The 25,055-nt window shown below is 73.6% G+C and carries 18 protein-coding genes and 1 pseudogene; 10 read left to right on the top strand and 9 right to left on the bottom strand.

Annotated elements, in window-relative coordinates:
- Positions 1–8 precede the first annotated feature (8 nt).
- Complete coding sequence (locus A4U64_RS03900) at positions 9–1,724, bottom strand: 3-ketosteroid-delta-1-dehydrogenase (protein ID WP_065922212.1); 1,716 nt, start codon at positions 1,722–1,724, stop codon at positions 9–11.
- Positions 1,725–2,008: 284 nt separating this feature from the next.
- On the opposite strand from A4U64_RS03900, the gene A4U64_RS03895 reads away from it, so the two are divergent.
- The 3 genes from A4U64_RS03895 (at position 2,009) to A4U64_RS03885 (ending at position 4,118) form a co-directional block, all read left to right on the top strand.
- Positions 2,009–2,398, top strand: a complete 390-nt coding sequence (locus A4U64_RS03895; protein WP_043796674.1) for a nuclear transport factor 2 family protein — start codon at positions 2,009–2,011, stop codon at positions 2,396–2,398.
- Positions 2,399–2,487: 89 nt separating this feature from the next.
- Complete coding sequence (locus A4U64_RS03890; RefSeq protein ID WP_029545566.1) at positions 2,488–3,027, top strand: flavin reductase family protein; 540 nt, start codon at positions 2,488–2,490, stop codon at positions 3,025–3,027.
- Between the two features lie 101 nt (positions 3,028–3,128).
- Positions 3,129–4,118, top strand: a complete 990-nt coding sequence (locus A4U64_RS03885) for an LLM class flavin-dependent oxidoreductase (RefSeq protein ID WP_043796671.1) — start codon at positions 3,129–3,131, stop codon at positions 4,116–4,118.
- A gap of 123 nt (positions 4,119–4,241) precedes the next feature.
- Here A4U64_RS03885 and A4U64_RS03880 read toward each other — a convergent pair whose 3' ends face one another.
- The 4 genes from A4U64_RS03880 to dnaK are packed head-to-tail and all read right to left on the bottom strand — an operon-like array spanning position 4,242 to position 8,340.
- Positions 4,242–4,649 carry a heat shock protein transcriptional repressor HspR gene (locus A4U64_RS03880; protein ID WP_006945118.1) on the bottom strand — a complete coding sequence of 136 codons (408 nt, stop codon included), beginning with the start codon at positions 4,647–4,649 and terminating at the stop codon, positions 4,242–4,244.
- Positions 4,649–5,830, bottom strand: coding sequence for a molecular chaperone DnaJ (gene dnaJ / locus A4U64_RS03875; RefSeq protein WP_006945117.1), 1,182 nt, complete (start codon positions 5,828–5,830; stop codon positions 4,649–4,651). The genes A4U64_RS03880 and dnaJ overlap by 1 nt, the downstream gene beginning before the upstream one ends.
- A gap of 33 nt (positions 5,831–5,863) precedes the next feature.
- Positions 5,864–6,499 (bottom strand): nucleotide exchange factor GrpE, encoded by a 636-nt coding sequence (gene grpE / locus A4U64_RS03870; RefSeq protein ID WP_006945115.1) that lies wholly within the window; start codon positions 6,497–6,499, stop codon positions 5,864–5,866.
- Complete coding sequence (gene dnaK / locus A4U64_RS03865; RefSeq protein WP_006945114.1) at positions 6,496–8,340, bottom strand: molecular chaperone DnaK; 1,845 nt, start codon at positions 8,338–8,340, stop codon at positions 6,496–6,498. Before dnaK ends, grpE begins: the two co-directional genes overlap by 4 nt.
- 241 nt (positions 8,341–8,581) lie before the next feature.
- Here dnaK and A4U64_RS03860 point away from each other — a divergent pair, with 241 nt between their 5' ends.
- Entirely contained in the window at positions 8,582–9,079 is a 498-nt protein-coding gene (locus A4U64_RS03860) for a hypothetical protein (RefSeq protein WP_029545573.1), read from the top strand.
- A gap of 72 nt (positions 9,080–9,151) precedes the next feature.
- Here A4U64_RS03860 and A4U64_RS03855 read toward each other — a convergent pair whose 3' ends face one another.
- The 4 genes from A4U64_RS03855 to A4U64_RS03840 all read right to left on the bottom strand — a co-directional run bounded on the left by A4U64_RS03855 (position 9,152) and on the right by A4U64_RS03840 (position 15,823).
- Positions 9,152–10,054: a hypothetical protein gene (locus tag A4U64_RS03855; RefSeq protein WP_065922211.1), complete on the bottom strand. Its 903-nt coding sequence runs from the start codon at positions 10,052–10,054 to the stop codon at positions 9,152–9,154.
- A 153-nt stretch (positions 10,055–10,207) separates the two neighbouring features.
- On the bottom strand, positions 10,208–11,659 hold the full coding sequence (locus A4U64_RS03850; protein WP_050035742.1) for a dynamin family protein: 1,452 nt from the start codon (positions 11,657–11,659) through the stop codon (positions 10,208–10,210).
- The gene (locus A4U64_RS03845; protein WP_006945110.1) at positions 11,656–13,482 is read right to left on the bottom strand and encodes a dynamin family protein; all 1,827 of its coding nucleotides are present in this window, start codon (positions 13,480–13,482) and stop codon (positions 11,656–11,658) included. The genes A4U64_RS03850 and A4U64_RS03845 overlap by 4 nt, the downstream gene beginning before the upstream one ends.
- 118 nt (positions 13,483–13,600) lie before the next feature.
- Positions 13,601–15,823: an IniB N-terminal domain-containing protein gene (locus tag A4U64_RS03840; protein ID WP_065922210.1), complete on the bottom strand. Its 2,223-nt coding sequence runs from the start codon at positions 15,821–15,823 to the stop codon at positions 13,601–13,603.
- Between the two features lie 246 nt (positions 15,824–16,069).
- Here A4U64_RS03840 and A4U64_RS03835 point away from each other — a divergent pair, with 246 nt between their 5' ends.
- The 6 genes and pseudogenes from A4U64_RS03835 to A4U64_RS03815 all read left to right on the top strand — a co-directional run bounded on the left by A4U64_RS03835 (position 16,070) and on the right by A4U64_RS03815 (position 24,810).
- Positions 16,070–17,932 (top strand): Hsp70 family protein, encoded by a 1,863-nt coding sequence (locus A4U64_RS03835; protein ID WP_065922209.1) that lies wholly within the window; start codon positions 16,070–16,072, stop codon positions 17,930–17,932.
- Between the two features lie 3 nt (positions 17,933–17,935).
- The gene (locus A4U64_RS28700) at positions 17,936–18,748 is read left to right on the top strand and encodes a nucleoside-triphosphatase (RefSeq protein WP_232334168.1); all 813 of its coding nucleotides are present in this window, start codon (positions 17,936–17,938) and stop codon (positions 18,746–18,748) included.
- Between the two features lie 1,167 nt (positions 18,749–19,915).
- Positions 19,916–20,404, top strand: a pseudogene (locus tag A4U64_RS29205) (helix-turn-helix transcriptional regulator); the annotation flags it as partial.
- The gene (locus A4U64_RS03825) at positions 20,395–21,957 is read left to right on the top strand and encodes a hypothetical protein (protein WP_065922208.1); all 1,563 of its coding nucleotides are present in this window, start codon (positions 20,395–20,397) and stop codon (positions 21,955–21,957) included. The pseudogene A4U64_RS29205 and the gene A4U64_RS03825, both read left to right, overlap by 10 nt.
- Before the next feature lie 92 nt (positions 21,958–22,049).
- Positions 22,050–23,378, top strand: a complete 1,329-nt coding sequence (locus A4U64_RS03820; RefSeq protein ID WP_065922207.1) for a S1 family peptidase — start codon at positions 22,050–22,052, stop codon at positions 23,376–23,378.
- A gap of 130 nt (positions 23,379–23,508) precedes the next feature.
- A complete protein-coding gene (locus A4U64_RS03815; RefSeq protein WP_065922206.1) occupies positions 23,509–24,810 on the top strand; it encodes a S1 family peptidase in 1,302 nt (433 codons plus the stop codon).
- Positions 24,811–25,055 lie beyond the last annotated feature (245 nt).

Here is a 25,055-nt window from a genome sequence, read left to right as displayed (position 1 = left end):
TTGCCGAGTCATCCGTTCGCGGGAACGGCTGCCTTCGCGGCGTCCTGCGCGGCGATGTACCCGAACACCAGGCCCTGACCGATCGTCGCCCCCGCACCCGGGTACGTGTTGCCGAACGCGTTCGCGGCGGTGTTGCCGATCGCATAGAGACCGTCGATCACACTGCCGTCCTCGCGCAGCACCCGCGCCCGCTCGTCGGCCTGCACGCCACCGCACGTGCCGAGGTCGCTCAGCGTCATCTTCACCGCGTAGAGCGGCCCCTCGGTCAGCGGCCGCAGGTTCGGGTTCGGCTCGACCGTCGGATCGCCGTAGTAGCGGTCGTATGCGCTTCCCCCACGACCGAATTCGGAGTCCGTTCCCGACGCGGCGTCGTCGTTGAACCGGCGGAAGGTCTCGGCGAACGCGTCCTCGGGTATCCCCATCGAGCGCGCCAGCTCGACCGGATCCGTGGCCCGGTGCGCGATGCCCGCCTTGTACCAGGAGCCCGGGATGGGCTGGCGCGGGAAGAGCCCCGCCGCGAACAGGTAACTGTTGCGGTACTTCTGGTCGAAGACGATCCACATCGATTCGACCGGGTCGCCGGCCCGCTCGCGCTCGAGGACGACCTGACCGAACGACATGTAGTCCGAGGACTCGTTGGTGAACCGGCGGCCCGTGTGGTCCACGATGAACGACCCCGGCAGGGACCGTTCCGCCAGCATCACCAGCGGCGGCTTGCCCGGGGCCGTCGGCGCGACGGCGGGGAACCACCATGCCTGGTCCATCAGGTCGAGGCCGGCGCCCACCTCCTGGGCGACCTTGATCGCGTCGCCGGTGTTGCCTTCGGCGCCGAGGCTTTCGTTGTCGGCGAGACTGTCGGACTGGAACTTCCGTCGCATGGCCATGTCGTGGTCGAACCCGCCGGCCGCGAGGACCACACCGCGACGGGCGGTCACGGTCACCTCACGGCCGTTCTGTTCGAGGACGGCACCGGTCACCCGCTCGCCCTCGGTGACCAGCCGCACCAGCGACGTCTCGGTCCAGACGGGGATCCCGGCCCGCAGCACCCCCGCGAACAGGCCCGCGGCGATCGCCTGCCCGCCGGCGACGTACTGCCGGCCGAGCGCGAGGCCGCCCACACCCTGCGCCAGCCGCCGGAAGATGCGCGGGAATCCCTTGAGGGGGACCCGCATCATGAGGTTCAGCCACTTGTAGTCGGCACCGGTGGTGGGCATCGGCAGCCCCGCCTCCATCAGGCCGGGGCGCAACCGGCCGCGCTCGTCGCCGAGCACCGACGTGTCGAACGGCCGGCACTCACAGGTACGTCCGACGGCGGCGCCGCCCGGCTGCTCCGGGTGGTAGTCGGCGTAACCCTTGGCCCAGAAGAACTTCATCGGCGTGGTGCGCCGGAGCATCTCGACGGTCGCGGCGCCGTGATCGACGAACGCCTCGCCGCGCTCGGCCGGCGCCGAGCCGTCGACCACCGACCGCACGTAGGTGTGACCCCGCTCGGGGGTGTCGCCCGAACCGGCCTCGCGCAGCACCGGGTTGGCGGGCACCCAGAACGCGCCTCCCGAGCGGGCGGTGGAGCCACCCACGTACCGGGTCTTTTCCACGATCAGCGCCGACAGGCCGAGCTCGCGCGCGGTGAGCGCGGCGGCCATACCGGTGCCGGACCCGATCACCAGCAGATCCACGGTGGTGTCGTGGGCGGGGGTCACGGCCGGTACGGGACTCGTCGCCATTTCGAATTCTCCTTCACATCGTCGCTGCCTGGTCGGGTCGCGCCTCGGACCCGAGGCGACCCACTGCACGCATGCCCGACGACGCTAGGACAGTTCCACCACGCCGGCGGGCGGGTTCCCGGCCACCGGGACGTCCGTGGGCGCGGTCGCCACCGGCTCACCGCAGCGCGCGCAAACGCGATCCCGCAACCTCCCGATGCGTGGGACGACGACCCCGGCCGGGTCCACGGTGCCGCTAGCGTCGACTCGTCTCGCGACGAACCGTCGATCCCACAGGAGCAGCCATGACCACGTCCGGCACCGTCACGCACGCCGAACGCATCCGCGCCACCGTCGTCGAGTATCTGGCGGCCGTCGCCGACGGCAGCGGCGCCGACATCGCTGCGCTGTATGCGGAGGACGCCACCCTCGAGGACCCGGTCGGCTCCGCGCCGAGGACCGGACGGGCGGCGATCGCCGAGTTCTACCGCGCACTCGAGGGCTCCCGGCGCGCGACCGAACTGCTGGCGCTGCGGGTGACCGGGTCGTGCGCGGCGTTCCACTTCCGGGTCGTCACCGAGACCGGGGGCCGGGTGCACGAGGTCGAGCCGATCGACGTGATGACCTTCGACGACCAGGCCCGGATCACGAGCATGCGCGCCTACTGGGCGCCGTCGGACATGCGGCAGCGCTGAAAGCCCCGGCACGGTCCGCCGGACGCCGGTCGCAACCCGCCGCCGGAATGACGGACACTGGAGAGATACCGAACGGCGAGAGGAACCTTATGAGCGCGGAACACACGGTGCTCGATCCCCGGACGATGCGCGACGTGCTGGGCAACTTCTGCACCGGCGTCACCGTCGTGACCGGCCACGACGGCCGCGAACCGCTGGGTTTCGCGTGCCAGTCGTTCGCGTCGGTGTCCCTGGATCCGCCGCTCGTGTCGTTCTGCCCCGCCCGCACGTCGCGGACCTGGCCGAAGATCCGTGAGATCGGCACCCTCGCGATCAACGTCCTGGCCCACGACCAGCGCGACACGTGCATGGCGTTCGCCGTCAGCGGCGGCGACAAGTTCACCGGCGTGGACTGGACGCGCGGCGACAACGGCGCGCCCGCCATCGCGGGCGCGCTGGCCCGCATCGAGGCCACCGTCGAGGCCGAGCACGACGCCGGCGACCACACCATCGTCGTCGCGCGTGTGACGGGGCTGACCGCGCTGCACGACGACGGACCGCTGTTGTTCTACCGCGGCGGCTTCGGCAGGTATGCGGGCGAGACGCTCCTCGATCCCCGCACCGCCACCGACGTGAACCCGGTGCGGTGAGCGGCGAGGCGCACGTCACGGAATAGTGGACCGGCCGGTGTGGTTGGACCGATCGTGTGCCCGGATCCCGAACCCGGGCCCCGGACACGCGAAGGATCCAGGTGACCACACCACTATCGATTCTCGACCTGGCTCACATCGGCCGCGGCGAAACCGCGCGCGACAGCTTCGCCGCGAGCGTGGACATGGCGCAGCGCGCCGAGCGGTGGGGCTACCGCCGCATCTGGTACGCCGAACACCACAACATGCCGACCATCGCCTCGTCGGCCACCAGCGTGCTGATCGCGCACGTCGCCGCCCACACGTCCACGATCCGGCTCGGCGCCGGGGGCATCATGCTGCCCAACCACTCGCCGCTGACCATCGCCGAGCAGTTCGGCACCCTCGAGACGCTGCATCCCGGCCGCATCGACCTCGGTCTCGGCCGTGCCCCCGGCAGCGACCAGAACACCCTGCGGGCGCTGCGCCGCGACCCGTCGTCGGCCGACAGCTTCCCGCAGGACGTGCTCGAGCTGCAGGGCTACCTGCGCGGCACGTCGCGCATTCCGGGCGTCGACGCCGTCCCCGGCAAGGGCACCGACGTGCCGCTGTACATCCTCGGCTCGTCGCTGTTCGGGGCGAAACTCGCCGCGCTGCTCGGCCTTCCGTACGCGTTCGCGTCGCACTTCGCGCCGCAGGCGCTCGAGGACGCCGTCGCGCTGTACCGGCGCGAGTTCCAGCCGTCCGAGCAGCTCGCCGAGCCGTACGTCATCGCAGGCGTCGGCGTGATCGCCGCGGACACCACCGACGAGGCGAATGCACTGTTCGAGGCCACCAAGCGACAGCGCATCCGGCAGATGCTCGGCCGCGGCCGCACCTTCACCGACGACGAGGTCGAGATGCTGCTCGACGCCCCCGCCGGGCAGCAGGTGCTGCAGATGCTGCGGTACACCGCCGTCGGCACCCCGGCCGAGGCGCGTGCCTACCTCGACCGCTTCACCGAGCGCGCGCAGGCCGATGAGCTGATCGTGGTGTCGTCGGCGCCCGGGCGCAAGGCGTGGCTGCGTTCGCTCGAACTGCTCGCCGACGTCAGCGGGCTCGTCCCGGCCTGAACGGCCCGTGACCGCCCGTGACCGCCCTGAACGGCCGAATGTCACATCGTGTCGATCTGATCGACGCGATGTGACATTCGGCCACAACGGTATTGGGTGACCGAGGCCGGAGGGGCCGAGCACCTACCTGTCGCGCTGGTGCTTCGGCTTCCAGACCACCAGCGCGTTGCTGCGCGGCACCGGCACCAGCGCGCGGCGCGACGCGTGCAGTTGCGCGATCTCGGCTGCCATCTCGGACAGCCGCTGCTGCAGGGCCTCGACCTGATTGGTCAGCTCGATGATCCGCTTGATGCCCGCGAGGTTCACGCCCTCGTCCTGCGACAGGCGCTGGACCTCACGCAGCAGCGCGACGTCGCGCGGGGAGTAGCGGCGCCCGCCGCCCCGCGTGCGGTGCGGGGTGACGAGGCCGAGCCGGTCGTAGTTGCGCAGCGTCTGCGCGTGCATGCCGGCCAGTTCCGCCGCCACCGAGATCACATAGACCCGGGCGTCCGGGTCCATCGGCGAATCGTGCCGGTTGCGGTTCTCGCTCATCATGCACCTGCCCAGCCCGCCCGCGGATCGAAGCCGCTCGCCTGCTCCGCGTGCATGTAGATCCGCAGTGCGTCGATCGCCTGGTCGTCGAGGTTCTGGGGCACGGCCACCTTGACGGTCACCAGCAGGTCGCCGGCGCCGCCCCCGCGCTTGGGGACGCCGCGCCCGCGTACCCGCAGCACGCGCCCGTCGGCCGTACCGGCCGGGATCTTCAACCCGACCCGGCCCTCCAGGGTGGGGACCGAGACGGTGGTGCCGAGCACCAGCTCGCCGTAGCTGACCGGCAGCACCAGCGTCAGGTCGTCGCCGTCGCGGCCGAACACCCTGTCGGCGCGCACGTGCACCGTGACGAACAGGTCACCGGGCGGGGCGCCGCGCAGTCCCGCCTCGCCCTGACCGGCCAGCCGGATGCGCTGGCCGTCCCGGACCCCGGGTGGGATCCGCACCGTGATGGTGCGGGTGCGGTTCTGGATGCCGCTGCCGCGACAGTCCGTGCAGGGCTCGTCGATGATCGACCCGGTGCCCCGGCAGTCGTCGCACGGCTCGGAGAAACCGAACGCCCCCTGGTTTCGCGAGACGATGCCACTTCCGTTGCAGCGCGGGCACACCCGCGGGCTGGTGCCGGGTCGGGCGCCACTGCCGTGGCAGGTGGTGCACGGCGCCGGGCTGGTCAGCCGCAGCGGGACGGTGACGCCGAGGGCCGCGTCGCGGAAGTCGAGCGTGGTCTCGGCGTCCACGTCGGACCCGCGCCGGGGCCGCGACGTGGTGCGCGCGCCCCCGCCGCCGGTCCGGTTGAACAGGCCGCCGAACAGGTCGCCGAGACCGGCGTCACCGGCCCCACCGCCGCCGCCACCGAACAGGTCACCGAGATCGAAGGTGGTGGTGCCGCCGGAGAACCCGCCGCTGCCGGCGCCGGGACGGAACCCGCCGCCGAAGCCGCCGGAGGCGAACATCTGCCGGGTCTCGTCGTACTCCTTGCGCCTGGCCGGATCGGACAGCACGGCGTACGCCTCGCTGACCGCCTTGAAGCGCTCCTCCGTCCGGGTGTCGCCGGGGTTGGCGTCGGGATGCAGATCCCGCGCCAGCTTGCGGTAGGCCTTCTTGATGTCGTCGGCCGACGCGTCGGAGGAGACACCCAGCTCCTTGTAGAAGTCCTTCTCGATCCACTCCCTCTGGCTCACCGGGTGTCTCCTCCTCTCGCTGTTTCCCTGTACTTACTCGTTGTCCGCACCGGACGCCGGCTTTTCCGCCGGTGCGTCGCCCGCGTCCGTCACGGTCACCATCGCGTGCCGCAGGATCCGCTCACCGAGCCGGTATCCCTTGCGCAGCACCGTGTCGAGCACCGGGTTCGCGCCGTCGCCCTCCATGTGCACGGCCTCGTGGATCTCCGGGTCGAAGGCGTCGCCCTCGTCGCCGAAGGGCTGGAGCCCCAGGCCCGACAGGACGCCGTTCAGCTTGTCCGCCACCGACTTCAGCGGCCCCTGCTCGAGGTCGCCGTGGGCGCGGGCCCGGTCGAGGTCGTCCACGACGTCGAGCAGCTGGGTGACCACCGAGGCCTTGGCCGCCTCGGTCGTGACCACCCGCTCGCGCTCCACGCGACGCCGGTAGTTGGCGTACTCCGCGGTGAGGCGCTGCAGGTCCGCCGTGCGCTCGGCCAGCTGAGCCGACTCGGGCGACGGTTCGGCCGCGAGTGCGGCCTCCTCGTGTTCTCCCGCAGCCGGAGCCTCGGTGTCCGCACCGCCGACGGGCTGCGACCCGGTCTCCGGGTCGCGAACCTCGAAGGTGTCGGGGTCGATCCGACGCTTGTCGGTGACGGTCACCGGCTCCTGCTCGGGCTTCTCCGCCGTCACTTCTTCTCCGAGTCGGTCGGCTCGTCGACGACCTCGGCGTCGACGACGTTGTCCGAGCCGGCAGCCGCGCCGTCACCGGCGGCAGCACCCGCGTCGGCGGCCTGCGACTCGTACAGGGACTGACCGAGGGCCTGCGACTCCGTCGCGAGCTTCTCGACGGCGGTCTTCACCGCGGCGATGTCCGTGCCGGCGAGGGCGTCCTTGGTCTCCTTGATCGCGGCCTCGACCTTGCTCTTGGCGTCGGCGGCGACCTTGTCCCCGTTCTCCTGGAGGAACTTCTCGGTCTGGTGCACGAGCGACTCGGCCTGGTTGCGGACCTCGGCCTCCTCGCGACGCTTGCGGTCCTCCTCGGCGTGCGCCTCGGCGTCCTTGATCATCCGGTCGATCTCCTCCTTGGAGAGGCCGGAGCCCTCCTGGATCTTGATCGTGTTCTCCTTGCCGGTGCCCTTGTCCTTCGCGGTGACGTGCACGATGCCGTTGGCGTCGATGTCGAAGGTCACCTCGATCTGCGGGACGCCGCGCGGAGCCGGGGCGATGCCACCGAGCTCGAACGAGCCGAGCAGCTTGTTGTGCGCCGCGATCTCACGCTCACCCTGGAAGACCTGGATCTGCACCGACGGCTGGTTGTCGTCGGCCGTGGTGAAGGTCTCGGAGCGCTTCGTCGGGATGGTGGTGTTGCGCTCGATGAGCTTGGTCATCACGCCACCCTTGGTCTCGATGCCGAGGGACAGCGGGGTGACGTCGAGCAGCAGCACGTCCTTGACCTCGCCCTTGAGGACGCCGGCCTGCAGGGCGGCGCCGACGGCGACGACCTCGTCCGGGTTCACGCCCTTGTTGGGCTCACGGCCACCGGTCAGCTCGCGCACCAGGTCGGTCACGGCGGGCATGCGGGTCGAGCCGCCGACCAGGACGACGTGGTCGATGTCCTTGACGGAGATGCCGGCGTCCTTGATGACCTGCTGGAACGGCGCGCGGGTGCGGTCGAGCAGATCCGAGGTGATCTTCTGGAACTCGCTGCGCGAGAGCTGCTCGTCGAGGAACAGCGGGTTCTTGTCCGCGTCGACAGTGATGTACGGCAGGTTGATGGACGTCGACTGCGAGCTCGACAGCTCGATCTTCGCCTTCTCCGCGGCCTCGCGCAGACGCTGCAGGGCCATCTTGTCCTTGGTCAGGTCGACGCCGTGCTGTGCCTTGAACTTCTCGACCAGCCAGTCGACGACGCGCTGATCCCAGTCGTCGCCACCGAGGTGGTTGTCGCCGGAGGTCGCGCGGACCTCGACGACGCCGTCGCCGATCTCGAGCAGGGACACGTCGAAGGTGCCGCCACCGAGGTCGAAGACCAGGATGGTCTGTTCCTTCTCGCCCTTGTCCAGGCCGTAGGCCAGCGCCGCGGCAGTCGGCTCGTTGACGATGCGCAGCACGTTCAGGCCGGCGATCTGCCCGGCCTCCTTGGTGGCCTGCCGCTGTGCGTCCTCGAAGTAGGCGGGGACGGTGATGACGGCGTCGGTGATCTCCTCACCGAGGTAGGCCTCCGCGTCCCGCTTCAGCTTCATGAGCGTGCGCGCGCTGATCTCCTGCGAGGTGTACTTCTTGCCGTCGATCTCCACGGTCCAGTCGGTGCCGATGTGACGCTTGACCGAGCGGATGGTGCGGTCGACGTTGGTGACCGCCTGGTTCTTGGCGGGCTGGCCGACCAGCACCTCGCCGTTCTTGGCGAAGGCGACGACCGACGGGGTGGTGCGCGATCCCTCGGAGTTGGCGACCACTACGGGCTCGCCGCCCTCCAGAACGGAAACGACGGAGTTGGTGGTTCCGAGGTCGATACCGACCGCACGAGCCATAGTGTTTCTCCATTCTTCGCTGCGGCACACCGGTGTGCCGCATAGGTGTCCTTGCACAACCTGAGCCGGATCGGCTCAGCTGAGCGCAGTCGACTCAAGCTTGCACCCGCCCGGAATCCCGAGTCAAGTCAAAGTTGAGCCTGTGACGCTCAAGTTGTCTGCTTCCTCCAACGGCAGACCGCCCCGCGATGTTCCCTTTGTGACTCGGATCACAAGAATTGCGGGAGGCTACGATCCCGGGGTGAGCACGCGCCCGCAGCCGCCCCGCCCGGAGTTCTCCGTCACCCCGCTGCACCCCACCGCCTCCCCCGCACCGCGCGTCGGCGCCGCGGTCTCGGCCTGGGTCCTGTCGTTCGTCGTCTTCGCCGGACTGCTCGGCGCCGTCCTCCTCGACCGCGAACCCGTCCGGGACGCCCTCGAGCACTCGCTGCGCAGCGCCAACCCCGGCACCACCGCCGAGAGCATCGCCGACACCGTCGCCCTCACCCTCGCCGGTTTCGCCGCCGCCGGCCTGCTCCTCGTCCTGCTCGCCGTCGTCTTCCTCGAACTCCTGCGCCGCGGCCACCCCCGGGCACCCCTCGCGCTCGCCGTCGTCTCCGCGGCCACCGTCGTCACGGCCGTCGCCGCCCGCAGCGTCCTCGCCGACGCCGGCGACGCCACCGCCGGCGTCCTGCTGTGGGCTCCCCTGCTCTGGGCCGGGCTCACCGTCGTCGGCGCCGTCGCGGCCCGGCGTCGCTGACGCCGGAGCCAGCCACACAGCTGTCGGACATCGACAACCGTCGCAACCGCTGTCGATGTCCGGGAGTTGTGTCTACCGTCGGGCACGTTCGGCAGCCCGAGCCAGCCGCTCCAGCACGACGTCGAACCGGAACAGTTCGGCCCACGTCCAGCGCACCACTTCGAGACCCAGCTCCCGGATCGCATCCTCCCGCAGCTTCTCCCGCCGTACTACGTCGGCGGCCACACCCGGTGCCCCGCTTCCGTACTTGCCCATGCCGTCGAACTCGCCGACGATGCCGGGGTCCTCCCAGAAGAAGTCGACCCGGGCGACGAAAAGGCCCGCGGGCGTGCGCAGCTCGTGCTGCAGTTCCGGCGGGCGGGTACCTGCCTCACGCATCCGCAGGCGGCTGAGCGACTCGCCAGGGCTCTCGCTACGCCCGTCGAGGAGACCGGCGATCCGGCGCGCCGCGGCGATTCCCGCCCTGCTCCCGGCCGCGTCGAGCGCGGCCCGGAGGTCGAGTGCCGGGTGCATACGCATCGCCGAATCCCCGATCACCACCGCCTGCTCGGGCGGCAGGGTACGTGCGAGGTCGACGACGGTCCGGGCTGCGGAGGTGACGGGCACACCGTCGACGATCTCGACGTCATCGACGGCCAACGGTGCCGCGTGCGAGTGCAGATGCGTGGTGCGCCGCGCACCCGTGGCACGGTTGTGCGTGAGGTGGACCCGGGAAAGGTCGGCGTCCCAGACGTCGAACCCGTGGACGATCGCCGCCGAAACATGGCTGATCGCGGCTCTCGATCCGAGCACACACCGGACGGCGCGAATCCGGGCACGGTGCAGCTCGGTCGCGTCGAGCGTTTCAAGGACGGTGCGGTAAAGGTAGGCACCGGGAGCGATGCGCTGGAGTTCGCCCGTGCGTAGCGCCTGGCGAAGTTCTGCCTCCGTGGTCCCGGAGGCGAGGGCGGCGGAGCGGAGGATCGGATCGACCATGGCGTCGAGTCTGAGATCGATCCGGCCCGGTCGAGGCGACACGGAACCCGCAACCGCGAATCTGTGGATGAGTGCTCCGACTGTGGACAAATGTGTCCACATGCGTCTCGGACTTCAACAACCGTCGCGACCGTTGTCGAAGTCCGAGACCTGTCAGCCTGCGACGTCGGCGAGGATGCCTTCCCCGCTGCGCGCCGCCACGCTGCACGCGTTCGCGGTGAACCGGTCGAGCAGGGGATGCTCGGCGCGGGCACGCCAGGTGCGGACGGCGGCGACGCCGGCGGCGTGGATCTCCGCGGCGGTCGCCTCCGGCCCGAGACCCAGCCGCTGGGCAGGACCGATACCGAAACCGCCGATCAGCCGCTGCAGTTCGAGCAGGTCGTTCTCGCTCAGCGCGACCCGGGTCGAGCGCAGGCGGCCGAGCAAGCGCAGCTCGGTGAAGCCGTGGACGTCGGCGAGCAGCCGCTGCACCGAGGCGAGCAGCGGGCCGTCGCGGTGGGCGCGCAGGACCCGTTCGAGCGACATCAGCGCCGAATGCGCCTTGAGCTGATCGGCGCGCTGGCCGAACTGCACGTCGATCACCTGACGCAGTTCGTCGAGCCCGCTGCGCGCCACCAGTTCCGCGGCCAGCGTCGGCGAGTCCCGTACCCCGAGATGGATCAGCGTGACGGCCATGCGGATCCCGAACAGGCCGAACCGGTCGACCAGGTGCGCCCGCGTCCCCGGATCGACAGGCAGCGCGATGTCGGGGCGCGCGAACCGATCCGCCGACAGCATCGCCACCTGAAGATCCTGCGACGGCACCTGCGCGAGCGCCTCGAACGCGGCGAACTCGCTCTGCCGCAACGTCCGCGCGCCCAGCGCGAGCAGCCCCGCGACCGGCACGACGGCCTGGCACAGTCCGGTGCGCTCGAGCTCGCCCGCGAACCGGGCCGCGACCTCCTTGGCGGACATCATCGCGTCCATGCGGCCGGCGCCGACCTCGTCGGCGCGGGAGACCACGCCGATCACCCCGAGCGGGCCGGACTCGCCGCCCACGTGCTGGCCGATCCGGCCGAGGAACTGCACGTCGGCGGCACCGAGGGTGCGCATCAGGTAGACGACGGCGTCGGCGCCGGACGCTTCGTCGTCGGGGGTCAGCAGCTCGAACGTCCGGGCCGAGACGTCCTGTGACAGCGACGACGTGCCCGGAGTGTCGATGATCGTGGTCTGGGCGAGCGCACTGGCGGGCCACTCGACGTCGATGCGGTCCACCCGGTCCGCGGTCAGCTCGCCGAGGTCGAAGGTGAGCCGGCCGTCGCGGCGCTGCACCGGCACCGGGAGGATCCGGTCGCCGTCGTAGCGGGCGGTGACCGAGGGGGTCGAGCCGCTGCGGTACCACGTGACGACGCGCGTGCACTCGGTGGCGTCGGTGGGGGCGATGTCCTGCCCGACCAGGGCGTTGAGCAGCGTCGACTTGCCGGCCTTGAGAGAGCCGGCGAGTGCGACGCGCAGCGGCTGCTCGAGCCGCGCCGCACACAGCGCGAGCTGCTCGGCGGCGCGCGGGTCGCCGCCGTACCGGGCACGCGCGTGGGCGACGAGCTCGCGGGCCTGTTCGACGCTCACGCGCCGGCCCCGGCCAGCTGCGCGGCCCGCTCGCGGAGGGTCGTCAGCGCACGCACGTGCGTCTCGAGTTCGGCGATGCGGCGCTGCCGCTGCGCCTCCTCGACCGTCGCGGCCTCCTGCGCGGCGCGCAGCGACTCGGACAGCGACCGCAGCGTCTGCTCGGCCAGCTCGGTGAAGTGGTCGCGCAGCTGGCGCTGGATCAGCCGGAGCCGGTCCTTCGACTCCTTGCCCACCTGGAAGCCGACGTCGTCGGTGAACTTGCGGACGGCGACCTTGGCGTCGGCGCGGCGCTTGGCGATGCGCGCCTGCTTGTCGTCGCGATAGGCCTTGGTGCCGAGCACAACTCCCGCCCCGACGGAGATCGGGTTGACCAGCGCCATGCCCATGAGCGTGGTGATGAGCCCGAACATGAGCACGCCGCCGTAGGAGCCCTTCATTCCCACGAGCATCTTCTGGCCGACGCCGATGCGGCCCGACTCGAGGTCCGAGAGCCGGGAGACGGGCTCGAGCAGCCCCTCGAGGTCGCCGAGGCGCAGATCCGGCAGGTCCACCGCACCGCTGTCGGCGAAGTGCCGGGCGACGACCTCCGCGAGCCACACCGAACGTTCGTGGGCCCACACGAAGTTGTCGCCCACGGATTCGGCGACCTGCTCGCCCAGCCATTCCCCGATCCGCGGCCATTCCTCACCGGGGTCGCATTCGTCGACGGTGGCCTCCGCCTCGCGGGTGACCCGGCGCAGCCGGTCCCGCAGGTCGTGGTCGATGTCGGCGGCGAGGTCGGCGATGCCGTCGGCCAGGGTCTGCTGCCACTGGGCGGCCCGGGTGCGCAGCGCCTCCGCGGCGGACTTGGCGCGCTGCAGTTCCGCGACGGCCGCCGCACCGGTCTCGGGGTCGCGCAGCGCCGCGAGCTCGCTGCCCAGGCCGAGCGCGACGTGTTCGACGACCGACTTCACGTCCAGCGCGACGGACCGCCGGGCGGCGTCGGCGCCGCGCGCGACGACCCGCTCGCGGAGGAACCCGTACACCGATTCGAAGCCCGACTCCTCGTGCAGCGACGCGTCGTCGAGGCGCAGGGCGTGACTGCGCAGCAGCGACGAGACGGGCAGCAGGGGCACGTCGAGGCCGGCGCGCTGCAGGTGCCCGCGGTCGGCGGCGACGATCTCGCGCCAGTGCGGGTACAGGTCCGTCTTGGTGATCAGCACCGCTGCGGCCGGGCACAGCTGCAGCACCTGCCGCAGGAAGCTCAGCTCCGGCTCGGTGAACTCCTGGCTGGCGTCGGAGACGACGAACACCGCGTCGGCCGCCGGAAGCAGACCCAATGTTGCTGCGGCGTGCGGGTTTCCGTGCCCGCCGACACCGGGGGTGTCGACGAGGACGAGACCGTCGGCGAGCAGCGGGCTCGGCACGTTCACCTCGAGCCGCAGCACTTCCCGGCCGCCCGCGCGCGGCGTGCCGGGCGTGACGTGCTGCAACTCGTCGATGGGCAGGTCCACCCGGACGGGATCGCGGCCGGGCTCGGCGAGCACGAGTTCGGCGAAGGTGCGGTCGGCGTTCTGCACGACGGTGGGCACCGCGGTGGTCTCGTCGTCGCCGACCGAGCACACCTCGAGGTTGAGGAGCGAGTTCACGAACTGGCTCTTGCCCTGTTTGAGCTGGCCGACGACGACGACCCGCAGCCGGGGGTCGACGACGCGAGTGCGCGCCGCCTCGAGCCTGGCGGCGAGGTCACCGCGCTCGGCGGCGCGGATGTGTTCGGCGGCCGCGTCGATCAGTTCGACGAGGGCCGCGCGGCGAGCGGCGGCATCTGCGGACGACGTGTGCATGGTGATCGCTTCGACTCGCCTTCTGTCGGAGTGCGGGCTGCACCGAGATTATGTCCTCCGCGACGAACGCCGGCCCCGCGTGGTGCACGCGGGGCCGGCGCCGGGTCCGTGCGGTGGGTCAGCCGAGGAAGGTGTCGAAGTCGGAATCGGTGCCGGCACCGGCGCCGGCGTCGATCCCGCCGTGCAGATCGGCGTCGGCACCGGTGTCGGCGGAACCGAACAGGCCACCGGTGCCGCCCGCGCTGCCGAAGACGTCGCCGGCGTCGATGGACGACCACGCATCCGTCGTGCCGTCGACGGCTCCCGAGAGCTGGCCACCGAGCTGCGAGGTGCCCTCGGCCGCGCCGCCGAGGCCCGTACCGAGCGCACCGCCGGCGTCCGTGGCTCCCTCGAGCCCGCCCGTGACGGCGCCGCCGACCTGCGACGCGCCGCCCGCGGCGCCGTCGAGGCCACCGCTCAGGCTGCCGCCCAGGTCGGTCGCGCTGCCCAGGCCGCCCGCCAGGCCACCGGTCAGCTCGCCGCCGAGGTCCGCGGCACCCTCCAGGCCACCGGTCAGGCCGCCGCCGAGCCCCGCCCCGAGATCCGCGGCGCTCCCGAGCCCGCCGGTCAATCCACCGGCCAGGTCCCCGCCCAGGTCCGCTGCCCCGTCGAGCTCGCCCGACAGTCCACCGGCCAGCCCGCCACCCAGGTCCGCTGCCCCGTCGAGCCCGCCGGTCAATCCACCGGCCAGGTCCCCGCCCAGGTCCGCTGCCCCGTCGAGCCCGCCCGTCAACCCACCGCTCAGGCCGCTGCCGAGTCCGGCGCCGAGGTCAGCGACGGTATCCAGTCCCCCGGACACGTCGCCGGTGAGGCCGCCGACCGCCTCGCCGCCGCCGGCGAGCTGCCCGCCGAGGTCGAGCGCGCCGTCGAGGGCGTAGCCGAGCTGGCCGGTCAGGTCCGCGTCGGCGCCGAGACCGCCGCCGAGGGTGGTGGCCAGCTGGGAGCTCAGGTCCACGGTGGAGTCGAGCGTTCCGCCGAGGCCGGCCTCGAACACCCCACCCAGCGCGGAACCGAGGTTCGCACCGGCTTCCCCGCCGACGGAGAACGCGGAGCCGAGCACCGCGGAGAGGGTGCCGTCGGCGCTCGATTCGACGGTCGTCGACAGGTCGAGCGCGACGTTGAGGGCGTTGCCGAGCTCCAGGGTCGCGGAGTTCTCGAGACCGAGCGCGCCGCCGAGGAGGCCGCCGACCGCGGTGCCGAGGTCCACGCCGCCGACGAGCCCGCCGTCGGCACTGCCCTCGAGTACGGCGCCGAGGGTGCCACCGAGATCACCGGCGACGGAGCCGCCCGCCTCGAGCAGCGCGGACAGGGAGGCTCCGAGTCCCGCGGTCACGCCGGTGAGGGCGTCGAGGCCACCGCCGAGGTCCAGGCCACCGGCGAGCCCGGGACCGACCTCGAGCACGGATTCGAGGGCGCCGCCGAGCTGTCCGGCGAGGTCGGTGCCCAGGCCCAGCGTGCCGCCGAGGGTCGCGCCGACGGCCGTCGCGAGGTCCGCGCCACCGGCGAGGGCCGCCTCGACCGCGGTGGAGAAGCCGCCGCCCGCGGCGAGCGCGGTGTCGAGCAGACCGCCCAGGGCCCCACCGAGCTGGCCGCCGAGCTCACCGCCGACGCCGAAGGCGGCCTCGAGCGCACCCGACAGGTCCAGGGCGGTCCCGGCCGTCGCGCCGAGCGCCGCGTCGAGCGCTGCACCGAGGTCCGCGACGACGCCGGTCGCGGCGTCGAGCCCGAGGCCGCCGGCGAGGGCGCCGGAGAGCGCCGCGCCCAGGTCCAGGTCGCCCGCCAGGTCGAGCGCGCCGGAACCGATGCCGCCGAGCGCGCCGCCCGCGCCGAGGGCCGCTCCGAACGCCGCACCGAGCGCGGCACCGAGATCGCCGCCGAGTTCCAGGGCCGCGCCCAGCGTGCCGGCGAGATCGGCGGCCAGCTCGGCCGCGAAGTCGGTGTCGAGGCCGAGACCGCCGCCGAGGCCGCCGCCGACGGCACCCGCCAGGCCGAGCCCCGCCCCGCCGGCGAGACCGAGGCCCGCGCCGCCGGCCAGGCCACCGGCGAGACCACCGGCCGCACCGGCACCGATCGCGCCGGCCGCACCCGCCGCCCCACCGAGCGCCGCGGTCAGCTCGGCGGCCGTCCCCGTGAACAGTCCGCTGTCGGCGACCAGGGGCGCGACGGCGACGATGTCGGCGTGGCACACGTCGGCGAGACCGGCCTGGGCCAGGGCGGCGTCGGGGTTCGCGCAGTAGCGGGCGAGGGCCTCTTCGTCGCGCAGCAGGCTGAGGATGAAGTCGAGCACAGCGTTGGTGGACATCGCATCTCCTGAGGTCGGTGTTCTGCGATTCACGCTACGAACGGCCCGTCCCCCGCCCAAGGGGGCGGAGTCCCCCATCGGTCCGGGGCCCGTACGGGGGCGGGGGTTAGGGGATCGGGACGGATAGGGGGATCGCCCCCGCGCCGGGGCCGAAGGTCTCGAATCGGGCTAACGACATCGTGTCCGATTACGACATCCAACGCGACACGGCGGATCCGTCCGCCCCGACCAGGGGAGCGAAACGACATGGCAACAGGACTCGGAGTCACGATCGGTTCGGCGGACTCGGTGGCGGCCACCGCGTTCGATCGCGCCGACACGTACCGCCCGGTCGTCCTGTCCCGCGCCAGCGAGCTGCACCTTCCCGCCGACGACGCGCCGCACCTCGGTCGTCGTCCGGCCGCGCCGGGTTCGCTGGTGTTCACCGACTTCGTGAGCCGGGTCGGGGATCCGGTGGGGGTGCTCGCCGACAACGGGGCGTCGTACTCCGGGGAGGACCTCACCGCCACGGCGATCGGCTGCCTGGTGCACGAGGCGTCGCGTGACCTGCCGGAGGCGCCCACGATCACGGTGGCGCATCCGGCGCCGTGGGCCGGCTACACCGTCGATGCGTTGCGCGATGCGCTGTCGCGGGCCGGTCTGCCCGACGTGACGCTGATGCCCGAACCCGTCGCCGCGGTGCGCTGGCTCGACGCCGCCCAGGGCCCCCTCGGCGACGGCGTGGTCGTCGTCTACGACCTCGGCGCCCGCACTCTCGACGTCTCGGTGCTGCGCACCGGCGCCGAGCCGGTACTCCTCGGTCGCCCGATCGGCAGCGAGGACGTGTGCGGCGGTCACCTCGACCACCTGGTCACCACCCATCTGCTGGACACCGTGCGCGACGACGTCCCCGACTTCGATCCGTTCGCCGCCCCCATGACGGCGGCGCTGGCCGAGCTGCGTGCCCGCGCGACGGCCGCGAAGGAACAGCTGTCGACCGACACCGAGACGGTCGTCGCGATCGACCTGCCCGGCGTGCGGCGGGACGTGCGTCTCGTCCGCGACGAGTTCGAGGAACTCGCCCGCGGCCCGCTGCAGGCGTCGATCGCGCTGGTGCACGAGGCGCTGCGCGGCGCCGGGGTCGAGCCGTCCGACGTGGGGCGGGTGCTGCTCACCGGTGGCGGCGGCGCGATCCCCCTGGTCGCCGAGCTGCTCTCGGCGGAGCTGGGCATTCCGGTGGTCGCCGGCCCGCGGCCCGCCCACACCGCCGCCCTCGGGGCGGCCCAGCCGCCGACGGTGAGCTCTGCGACGGCCCAGCCGCCGGTGAGTTCCGCGGCGGCCCAGCCGCCGATGGTGAGCTCCGCGACCGTCACCCCGCCGGCGGACGACGATGTGCCCACCACCGCGCTGCCCGTGACGACCCTGCACGACCGGCCGGCCGAGACGGTCTCGCCGGTTCGCCCGGCGATCGTCCCGGCCCCGGCCGCCGCGGCGGCTCCGGCGCCTTCCCGTTCGCGGCGCTACGTGCTCGCCGGGGCCGCGGCCGCTGCGCTCGTCGTGCTCGGCGCGGGTGGTCTCGCGATGGGCACGCTCGGCACCTCCGACGCGTCGGAGACCGGTGCGGGCGTCGCCACCTCCGAGACCGTCCCGGGCGCGACCCCGGCCTCGGCGGGGGGCCCGGCGACGACCGCGACCACCGGGGCCGGCACGAGCGGCACCACCCCGGGTGCGGCACCGGGCACCCAGGCCGCGGCCACGGCGGCGACACCCGGGGCGCCGGGCGCCGTCGCCCCCGCCGGGAGCATTCCCGCCGGCACCCCCGCGCCCGGTGCGGCGCCGGGAGCGCCGGCCCCCGGTACCCCCGCGCCCGGCACCCCCGCCCCCGGCACCGTCGCCCCGGCACCCACGACCACGGTCGTCCCCGCCCCCGCGCCGGCTCCCGCTCCCGCCCCGGCGCCCGCGCCGTCCCCGAACTACGGCTCGCAGGTCGGTGACGCGCTCGGCGGCGCCGGTCAGGGTGCCGGCGCGGTCCTCGACGGCACCGGCAACGCGGTCGGCGGCGTCGTCGACGGGGTCGGTGGTGCCGTCGGTGGCGTCGTCGACGGTGTCGGCGGACTCCTCGGCAACTGACCGATGCCGCAGCCCACCCCCCTGCCGCGCGACGTCGCGCACGCCGTCGCCGCGACCCCGCCGCGGCTGCTGCTCACCGGTCCCGCCGGCAGCGGCAAGTCCGCATTGCTGTCCTCGGTGCGGCAGACGCTCGCCGGCCGGGGCCTCACCGTCGGAACCGATCCGCGTTCCCCCGCGCCGGCGGCGCTGGTGGTCGACGACGCGCACACCCTGCCCGCCGAATCGGTCCTCGCGCTCGCCGAGCAGGTGCGGCGCGGCGAGCGGCCGGTGGTCGTCGCGACGGAGCCGCGGCCGCACCGCAGCGATCTGCGGGCGCTGCTGTCCGCGTTCGGCGCGCACTCGACGCTCGTCGAACTGCACCCCCTCAGCCCGCGCGAAATTGCTGGTCGCGCAGCAACTCTCGGTCTCACCCCGCGCCCGGAACCGATCCGCGCGGTGCACCGGCTGACCGGCGGCGCCCGCGACGTCGTCGACGCGGCCCTCGCGGCGTTGCGCGACGGCACCGATCCCCGGCGGGCCGCCGCGGCCCGCGTTCGCGACCGCCTCGGCGGCGGCGACCCCGACCTGCCCCGGGTCCTGGTCCTCGCCGGCCTCGGCGGCACCCTCGACCCGCTCGAGGTCGCCACCGTCCTCGGCGTCGACGCGGACCGCGCCCGCGAGCTCGTCGACGCCGCGCGGGCCAGCGGCCTGCTCACCGTCGACGGCGACGTCCCGATCCCCGCGGCCGCCGCGGTGCCCGCCGCCGTCCTCGGGACCCACGCCGTCCGCACGCTGGCGCACCGGCTGGCGGCGCTGCGCCTCGACGCGGGCTGCTGACCGCGGACGCCGCCCGGGCTCTCGCCGAGGCCGGGGTGGCCGACGCCCGCCTCGCCGCCCTTCTCGTGACGCTCGCCGACGCGGCCGAGCCCCGCGCAGGCCCGCACGCTGTACGACGCGGCGATCCCGTGCCGGCGCCGACGCCGATGCGCTGGACGTGCGCCGCGCCGAGGCCGCCGGGCTCGCCGGCGACCTCGCCACCGCCGGACAGCTCACCGACCGTCTGCTCGACCGGGCCGGTGCCCTGCCCGCCGGCGAGCTGGCCGCCGCCACCCGCATCGCCGCGACCGTGGCGCGCGCCGCGGCATGCTGGGGCGCAGCGCGGATCTGTACGAGTGGCTCGGCCCCGAACGGGCCGGCGCCGACGCGCCCATCGCCGCGACGGTGCTGCTCGCCGCGGGCCGCCCGGGCACCGCCGCCCGGTTCGGCACAGAGGCCGCGGCGCCGACGTCGTCCGCGGCGGCCGCGCAGCTGCTGGCCGCGGGCCTGCGCGAGTCCGTCGGCGGCGACGGGCGCGTCGCGATGAACACCCTCACGCGGGCCCTCTCGGTGCACGGGGCGACCGACCGGACGCGGCTGCTGCCCGACACCCCGGAGGCGATCACCGCGCTGCTGTGCCTGCACTCCGGCGAACTCGCCCACGCCGGCGCCGTGCTCGGCCGCGCCACCGCGGCGCCGTCCGTGCGGCACCGCCTGCTCGCGGCGTGGACGGCGCTGATCGGCGGCGACCTGCCGGCCGCGACGGCCGCCGCCGACGAGTTCACCCCCCACGCCGCCGAGCAGCGGGACCTGCTGTTCCTGCACGGGCTGCGGGTGGGCCTGGCCCGCCGAGGCGGCGACGTCGGCGCGCTGACCGCCGCCTGGACCGCGGCGCAGGGCGTGGTGGCCGAGTACTCGGTGGACCTGCTGAGCCTGCTGCCGCTCGGCGAGTTGTGGCTCGCCGCGGTCCGGCTCGGCGAGGCCGACCGCATCGCCCACCTGGTCGGTCAGGCCCAGGATCTCCTGACGACCCTCGACGAACCGCCGCTGTGGGGCGCGACGCTGCACTGGTACGGGGTGCAGGCGGCCATCGCCGCGGACCGGCCCGCGGAGCTGCTGCCGCACGCCCGGGCCCTCGGGGCGGCGGCGGAGACCACCGCCTACGCGGCCGCCCTGGCCCGGGCCGGGCAGGCCTGGCTGCGGGTGCTGCAGGGCGATGCCGACCCCGCGCGCGTGCAGGCGGCCGCGGAATCGCTCGCCGCGATCGGCCTGCCGTGGGACGGGGCGCGGTTGGCCGGCGAGGCCGCGCTGCGCGTCGACGACACGGCGACGGCGACGGCATTGCTCCAGGTCGCGCGGGCCGTGCGGCACCCGTCGGCCGCGCCGCGCACCGCCGCGCCCACGCCCGCGGCCGACGCGCCGGCGGCGCCGAGCCCCCTGTCGGACCGGGAGGCGGAGGTCGCCGACCTCGTCGTCGCCGGCCTGACCTACCGCGAAGTAGGGTCGCGCCTGTACATTTCGGCGAAGACTGTCGAGCATCACGTCGCGCGCATCCGGCGGCGGCTCGGCGCCGGCTCGCGATCGGAGCTCATCTCGATGCTCCGTGCGCTCGGCCACGGCGCCGAGGTTCGGCAACCGGCAACCAGTGGGAACGGGGGGATTTCTGCATGTCCGTAGGCGTGGGCCTGAGAGTCGGCACCATCGTGTCCGCCGTGGCCGTCACCTCCGCCGAGGGCATCCGTCCCGACCCCGAGCCGGTCGAACGCCTCACCCGTCTGCACCTGCACTCCGACGGCACGGCAACGCTCGGCGTCCGTGACCCCGGCGCCGCCGACGAGTGCAGCTCCTTCTCCGGCTTCGTCGACCGAGTGGGCGAACCGGCCGGGGTGCGCGCCGAGGACGGCGCCCTCTCCCGCGCGGAGGACCTCGTCGCGACCGCGATGGAATGCCTGCTCGCCGACGCCGCACCCCTGGTCGGCGACGCCCCGGCGACCGTCGCCGCCGCACATCCCACCGCATGGTCGCCGGCGACCGTGGCGGTGCTGCGCAACGCTCTCGACTACGTCGGGCTGCGGCACGTCACCCTGATCTCCGACGCCGAGGCCGTCGCGGCCTGGTTCGAGGCCCGGGTCGCACAGCAGAGCGGCCGGCTCGTCGCCGTCTATCACCTCGACGCCGGCGGATCGACGGTGACGCTCGTGCGGTCCGGTGTCGCCGCGGGCCGCTCGTTCCGTTACCCCGAGGGGGACGCCCCGTCGGTACCCGCGCAGCTGTCGGCCGCGCTCGGCGCGTTCGGCTGGCTCGTCAGCAACCTCGACGCCGTCGTGATCAGCACCGAGGAGCCGGTGGACCCGTCGGCGGCGCAACTCGTCGCGCAGACCGTGAAGGCCGGTATGGGCGTGCGGTGCGTGCTGCCGCCGCAGCCGCAGCACGCGGTGGTGCGGGGCGCGGCGCTCGCCGCCGCGGCCGGTTCCGCGGACATGCTCGGCGCCACCCGGATCATGCCGGCGGTCCGCACCGGCGCCGCGGCGCGCACCCAGCTCGACCCCGTCGCCCCCGTCGAGCCGCCCGTCGCGGCCACGGCCCCCGTCGCGGCGGCCGGCACTGTCACAGCGGCCGGCACTGTCACAGCGGCCGGCACTGTCACAGCGGCCGGCACTGTCGCAGCGGCCGGCACCGAGGCGGACACGGTGCCCGGGGGCCCGGACCGGGCCCCGCACAACCGGCTGGTCGTCGGCGGCGCCGTCGCGGCGGCCGTCGCGCTGCTCGTCGGGATGGGCGCCCTGGTGTTCTCGCTGCGGGACACCCCCGCGGACACACCCGTGCGGGAGGCGGGCGCCGCCTACGAGTCGCTGTCGAGCGCGGTGCAGGTGCCCCCGAGCACCGGCACCCCGACCGGTACCGCCACCACCACGACGACCGCCCCGGACGCGGCGCCGGCCACCGTCGACTCCGGGCTCGTGGCGCTCACCCCCGCCCCCGGCACCGCCGCCGAGGCCGCGCCGCCGACCACGTCGGTCCGGGCCACGATGTCCCGGCCGGCCCCGTCCACCACCACGCGGTCGACCACGGTCGCACCGACCACGAGCGAGGCCACCCGCGAACGGGACCGGCCCGCCCGGACGACGACCCCCACGACCGTCGCGCCGACCGGGACGTCAACGTCGACGCCCCCCGAAACCACGGAACCGGACCCAACGGACACGACCGGTTCCGAGGCGGCAGGGTGACCCTCCCCGTCCCGTACGCTGTCACACGGTTGTGTCCGCTTCCGCGGCACGACCGCGCACGAAACCCGTCAACCCATTCTCGAAGGGCCCCCATGCGTCACTCGTCGGCGTCGCGCGCCGCTGCTCGTACCACCGTTCGCCGTGTCGTCGTCGCGGCGGCGTCGGCACTGCTGCTGGCCGGGCCGCTCGCTGCGACCGCCCACGCCGCCCCGGCCGATCAGCTGCCCGCGGATCAACTGCCCGCCGAACTCGTCGAGGCCATCAGCCGCGACCTGAAGATCAGCGCCGACGAGTACCTCGCGCGATCCGAACGCGCGCAGGAACTCGCGGACTACGCGCGCAGCTTCCGTGCCGAACGGCCGGAGGACTTCGCGGGGGCATGGCTGGGCACCGACGGCCGGCCCGTCGTCGCGGTCACCAACCCCGACGCCGCCCGGCAGGCCGAGAACGACGGCTACCACGTCACCGTCGCGCCGGTGTCCGCGGACGGGCTCGAGCAGTCCCTCGCCGAGCTGAACCGCTGGGTCGCCGCGCTCCCCCGCGAACTGTCCTCCCAGGTGAACGCGACGTCGATCGACGTGTTCAACAACCGCCTGATCGTCGACATCGCCAACAGCCCGGCCGGCCGCGCACTGAACCTGCCGACGCTCATCGCCAACGTCCAGGTCATGCTCACCCCGGGCCAGCCGCCGAACGAGCCCGGCCCGCTCGGTGGCGACACCTACATCACCGCCGACGGGGACGTCCGCTCGACGCCGCTCGACCGCATCGGTGTCTGCTCGTTCGGCTTCAACGCCGTCGACGCCGACGGATCGGCCGCCAACATCACCGCCGGCCACTGCGACGCGGTCGCCCGCGAGGACGGCGGCTCCACCGTCTACCTGCCCAACCGGGAGAACATCGACGAGAGCCTGAAGATCGGCGCGTTCACCCGCTCGACCGTCGGCGAGGGCAGCACCCTGGACTACGGCATCATCGGCCTCGACCAGGCGGGCGAGGACGTCGGCCTGAACCGGCCCGTCATCCGCGGCGGCAACGGCTCGACGCTGACCGTCACCGGCACTGCCGCGCCCGTCGCCGGCGCCCCGGTGTGCAAGTCCGGACAGTCGTCGTACTTCACGTGCGGCATCGTCGCCGCCGACCGGATCGAGACCCAGCTGGTCCGTGCCGACGGCACGAGCACCACGATCCGCGGCTTCGCGACCACCGCCTGCACCCTCTCCGGCGACAGCGGCGGCGCCATCGTCACCGGCACCCTTGCGCTCGGCGTAATCAGCGGTTCCAACAGCTCCGGCGCCCCCGACTGTGTGGAGGCCAACCTCGTCCTCGCACCGCAGGGCGGCACCTCCAGCCTGGGCATCTCGATCCAGGACATCGAGGCCGAGACCGGCGCGCGGGTGCGCACTGGCGCTGCAGCCTGACAGGTCCCGCGCCACGCCGCGCGGCTGGGTGTTCGCGCGGCCGACCCCATATGATCGTCCCGTCCAGCACCGGCCCGCCCGGGGCCGGCATCTTCGCGCACCGTCGCGGAGATCAACGAGGAAGGCATCCATGCGACGCTCCTTCGCCCGTCGAGCAGCGGTTTACGGTTCGGCAGCGCTCATGCTGCTCGGCCCTGCCGCCGCCATCGCACAGGCCGACCCGGCCCCGATCGAGGCGACGGCGCTGCCGAACGAACTCGTGGAGGCGCTGGCCCGGGACCTGCAGATGAGCCCCGAGCGGTACCTGACGGATGCTGCCCGCAGCCAGGAGCTGGCCCGCTTCGCCGAATCGGCGCGGGAGGAGTTCGCTGCCGTGTTCTCCGGCGTGTGGCTCGAGCGGGACGGCACGCCGAAGGTGGGGCTGACCGAGGGCGAGGGTTACGACGCGGCCCGCGAGGCCGCCGAGGACGCCGGATTCACCGTCGAGGACACCGACCGCACCGAGACGCAGCTGCGCGACGAACTGAAGGCGCTGAACGACTGGCTGGCCACCCAGCCGCCCGCCGTCGCCGACCTGGTGCGCGGCGTCGCCATCGACGTCGTGAACAACGACGTCGTGCTGCGCACCGAGAACGTCGCCGGGATTCGGCTGCCCGACTTCCTGCAGGGTGCCCGGGTGCTGTTCGCGCCCGCGCCGCTCGTCCCGGAGCCGGCCGCCGGCGACCTGCGGCCCGTCGCCGACCTCGCCGCCCCGACGGCCCTGTTCGGCGGGGACGCCTACGCCGCGCTCGGCGCCGGCGAGGGCCTGCGCTGCTCGCTCGGCTTCAACGCCGTCGACGGCTCGGACCGCCCGGTCAACATCACCGCCGGGCACTGCGACCCGAACCGGCCGTCCGCCGGCACCCAGTTCGCGTCGAAGGTGTACCAGCTGCTCGGTGAGGAGCTCGGCCAGCAGCTCGGCACCTTCGAGAAGACCAGCCTGGACGGCCGCGACTACGCCGTGATCCGGCCGACCGCCGAGGCCCAGGGCCGGTTCGAGAACAACGGTGTGCGGGTGCCGCTGGCGGCGCCGCTGCCGATCACCGGCGTCGCCGAGCCCGTCGTCGGCGCGCCCGCGTGCAAGTCCGGCGTCCGCTCGGGCTACAGCTGCGGTGTCGTGACCGCCTCGGGCCAGACCGTCGAGGTCGGCCACCGCGTGCTGGAGAACGGCTTCTCCACCAACCTGTGCGCCCTGCAGGGCGACAGCGGCGGCACGATCGTCACCGGCACCCTGGCCCTGGGCATCTCCAGCGCCTCCAACGTCGGTCAGTACGGCATGTGTGAGATTGCCGGCGTGGTCAGCGGCCTGCTGGGCGAGTCGCCGGAGTTGTTCGCGACGCCGATCTCCGCGGTCCTCGCCGAGAACCCCGGGCTGCGCGTGCGCACCTGGTGATCGCCGCTCCCTGAGAGCTCCACGAGGGCCCGCCTCCGGCCGGAGGCGGGCCCTCGTGCTGTGCGGCGTGTCGCGCCGAGCGAGACGACGGGAAACCAGCCGGCCGGTTTAGGATCCTGAGGTCCCGAGGTCCGGCTGCGGAGTGTGCTCCGCGGCCGGACCGTCGCATATCCCGGCGTCCGTTGACGGCGGTTCGACGAGAAGGTGAGTGACTGTTGTCAGCAGACCTAGCAACGGTTGGCGTC

The sequence above is a fragment of the Rhodococcus sp. WB1 genome, from assembly GCF_001700945.1.
In the GTDB taxonomy this organism is placed as follows: domain Bacteria; phylum Actinomycetota; class Actinomycetes; order Mycobacteriales; family Mycobacteriaceae; genus Rhodococcus; species Rhodococcus aetherivorans.
Note: the sequence above shows the minus strand (reverse complement) of the source record. Positions and strands in the feature narration are given on the sequence as shown.

Bases quoted from the DNA above. Each gene is read 5' to 3' on its own strand.
- A4U64_RS03900 (WP_065922212.1), bottom strand. From the start codon at position 1,724: ATGGCGACGAGTCCCGTACCGGCCGTGACCCCCGCCCACGACACCACC.
- A4U64_RS03895 (WP_043796674.1), top strand. From the start codon at position 2,009: ATGACCACGTCCGGCACCGTCACGCACGCCGAACGCATCCGCGCCACC.
- A4U64_RS03890 (WP_029545566.1), top strand. From the start codon at position 2,488: ATGAGCGCGGAACACACGGTGCTCGATCCCCGGACGATGCGCGACGTG.
- A4U64_RS03880 (WP_006945118.1), bottom strand. From the start codon at position 4,649: ATGAGCGAGAACCGCAACCGGCACGATTCGCCGATGGACCCGGACGCC.
- dnaK (WP_006945114.1), bottom strand. From the start codon at position 8,340: ATGGCTCGTGCGGTCGGTATCGACCTCGGAACCACCAACTCCGTCGTT.
- A4U64_RS03855 (WP_065922211.1), bottom strand. From the start codon at position 10,054: ATGGTCGATCCGATCCTCCGCTCCGCCGCCCTCGCCTCCGGGACCACG.
- A4U64_RS03845 (WP_006945110.1), bottom strand. From the start codon at position 13,482: ATGCACACGTCGTCCGCAGATGCCGCCGCTCGCCGCGCGGCCCTCGTC.
- A4U64_RS03840 (WP_065922210.1), bottom strand. From the start codon at position 15,823: ATGTCCACCAACGCTGTGCTCGACTTCATCCTCAGCCTGCTGCGCGAC.
- A4U64_RS03835 (WP_065922209.1), top strand. From the start codon at position 16,070: ATGGCAACAGGACTCGGAGTCACGATCGGTTCGGCGGACTCGGTGGCG.
- A4U64_RS28700 (WP_232334168.1), top strand. From the start codon at position 17,936: ATGCCGCAGCCCACCCCCCTGCCGCGCGACGTCGCGCACGCCGTCGCC.
- A4U64_RS03825 (WP_065922208.1), top strand. From the start codon at position 20,395: ATGTCCGTAGGCGTGGGCCTGAGAGTCGGCACCATCGTGTCCGCCGTG.
- A4U64_RS03820 (WP_065922207.1), top strand. From the start codon at position 22,050: ATGCGTCACTCGTCGGCGTCGCGCGCCGCTGCTCGTACCACCGTTCGC.
- A4U64_RS03815 (WP_065922206.1), top strand. From the start codon at position 23,509: ATGCGACGCTCCTTCGCCCGTCGAGCAGCGGTTTACGGTTCGGCAGCG.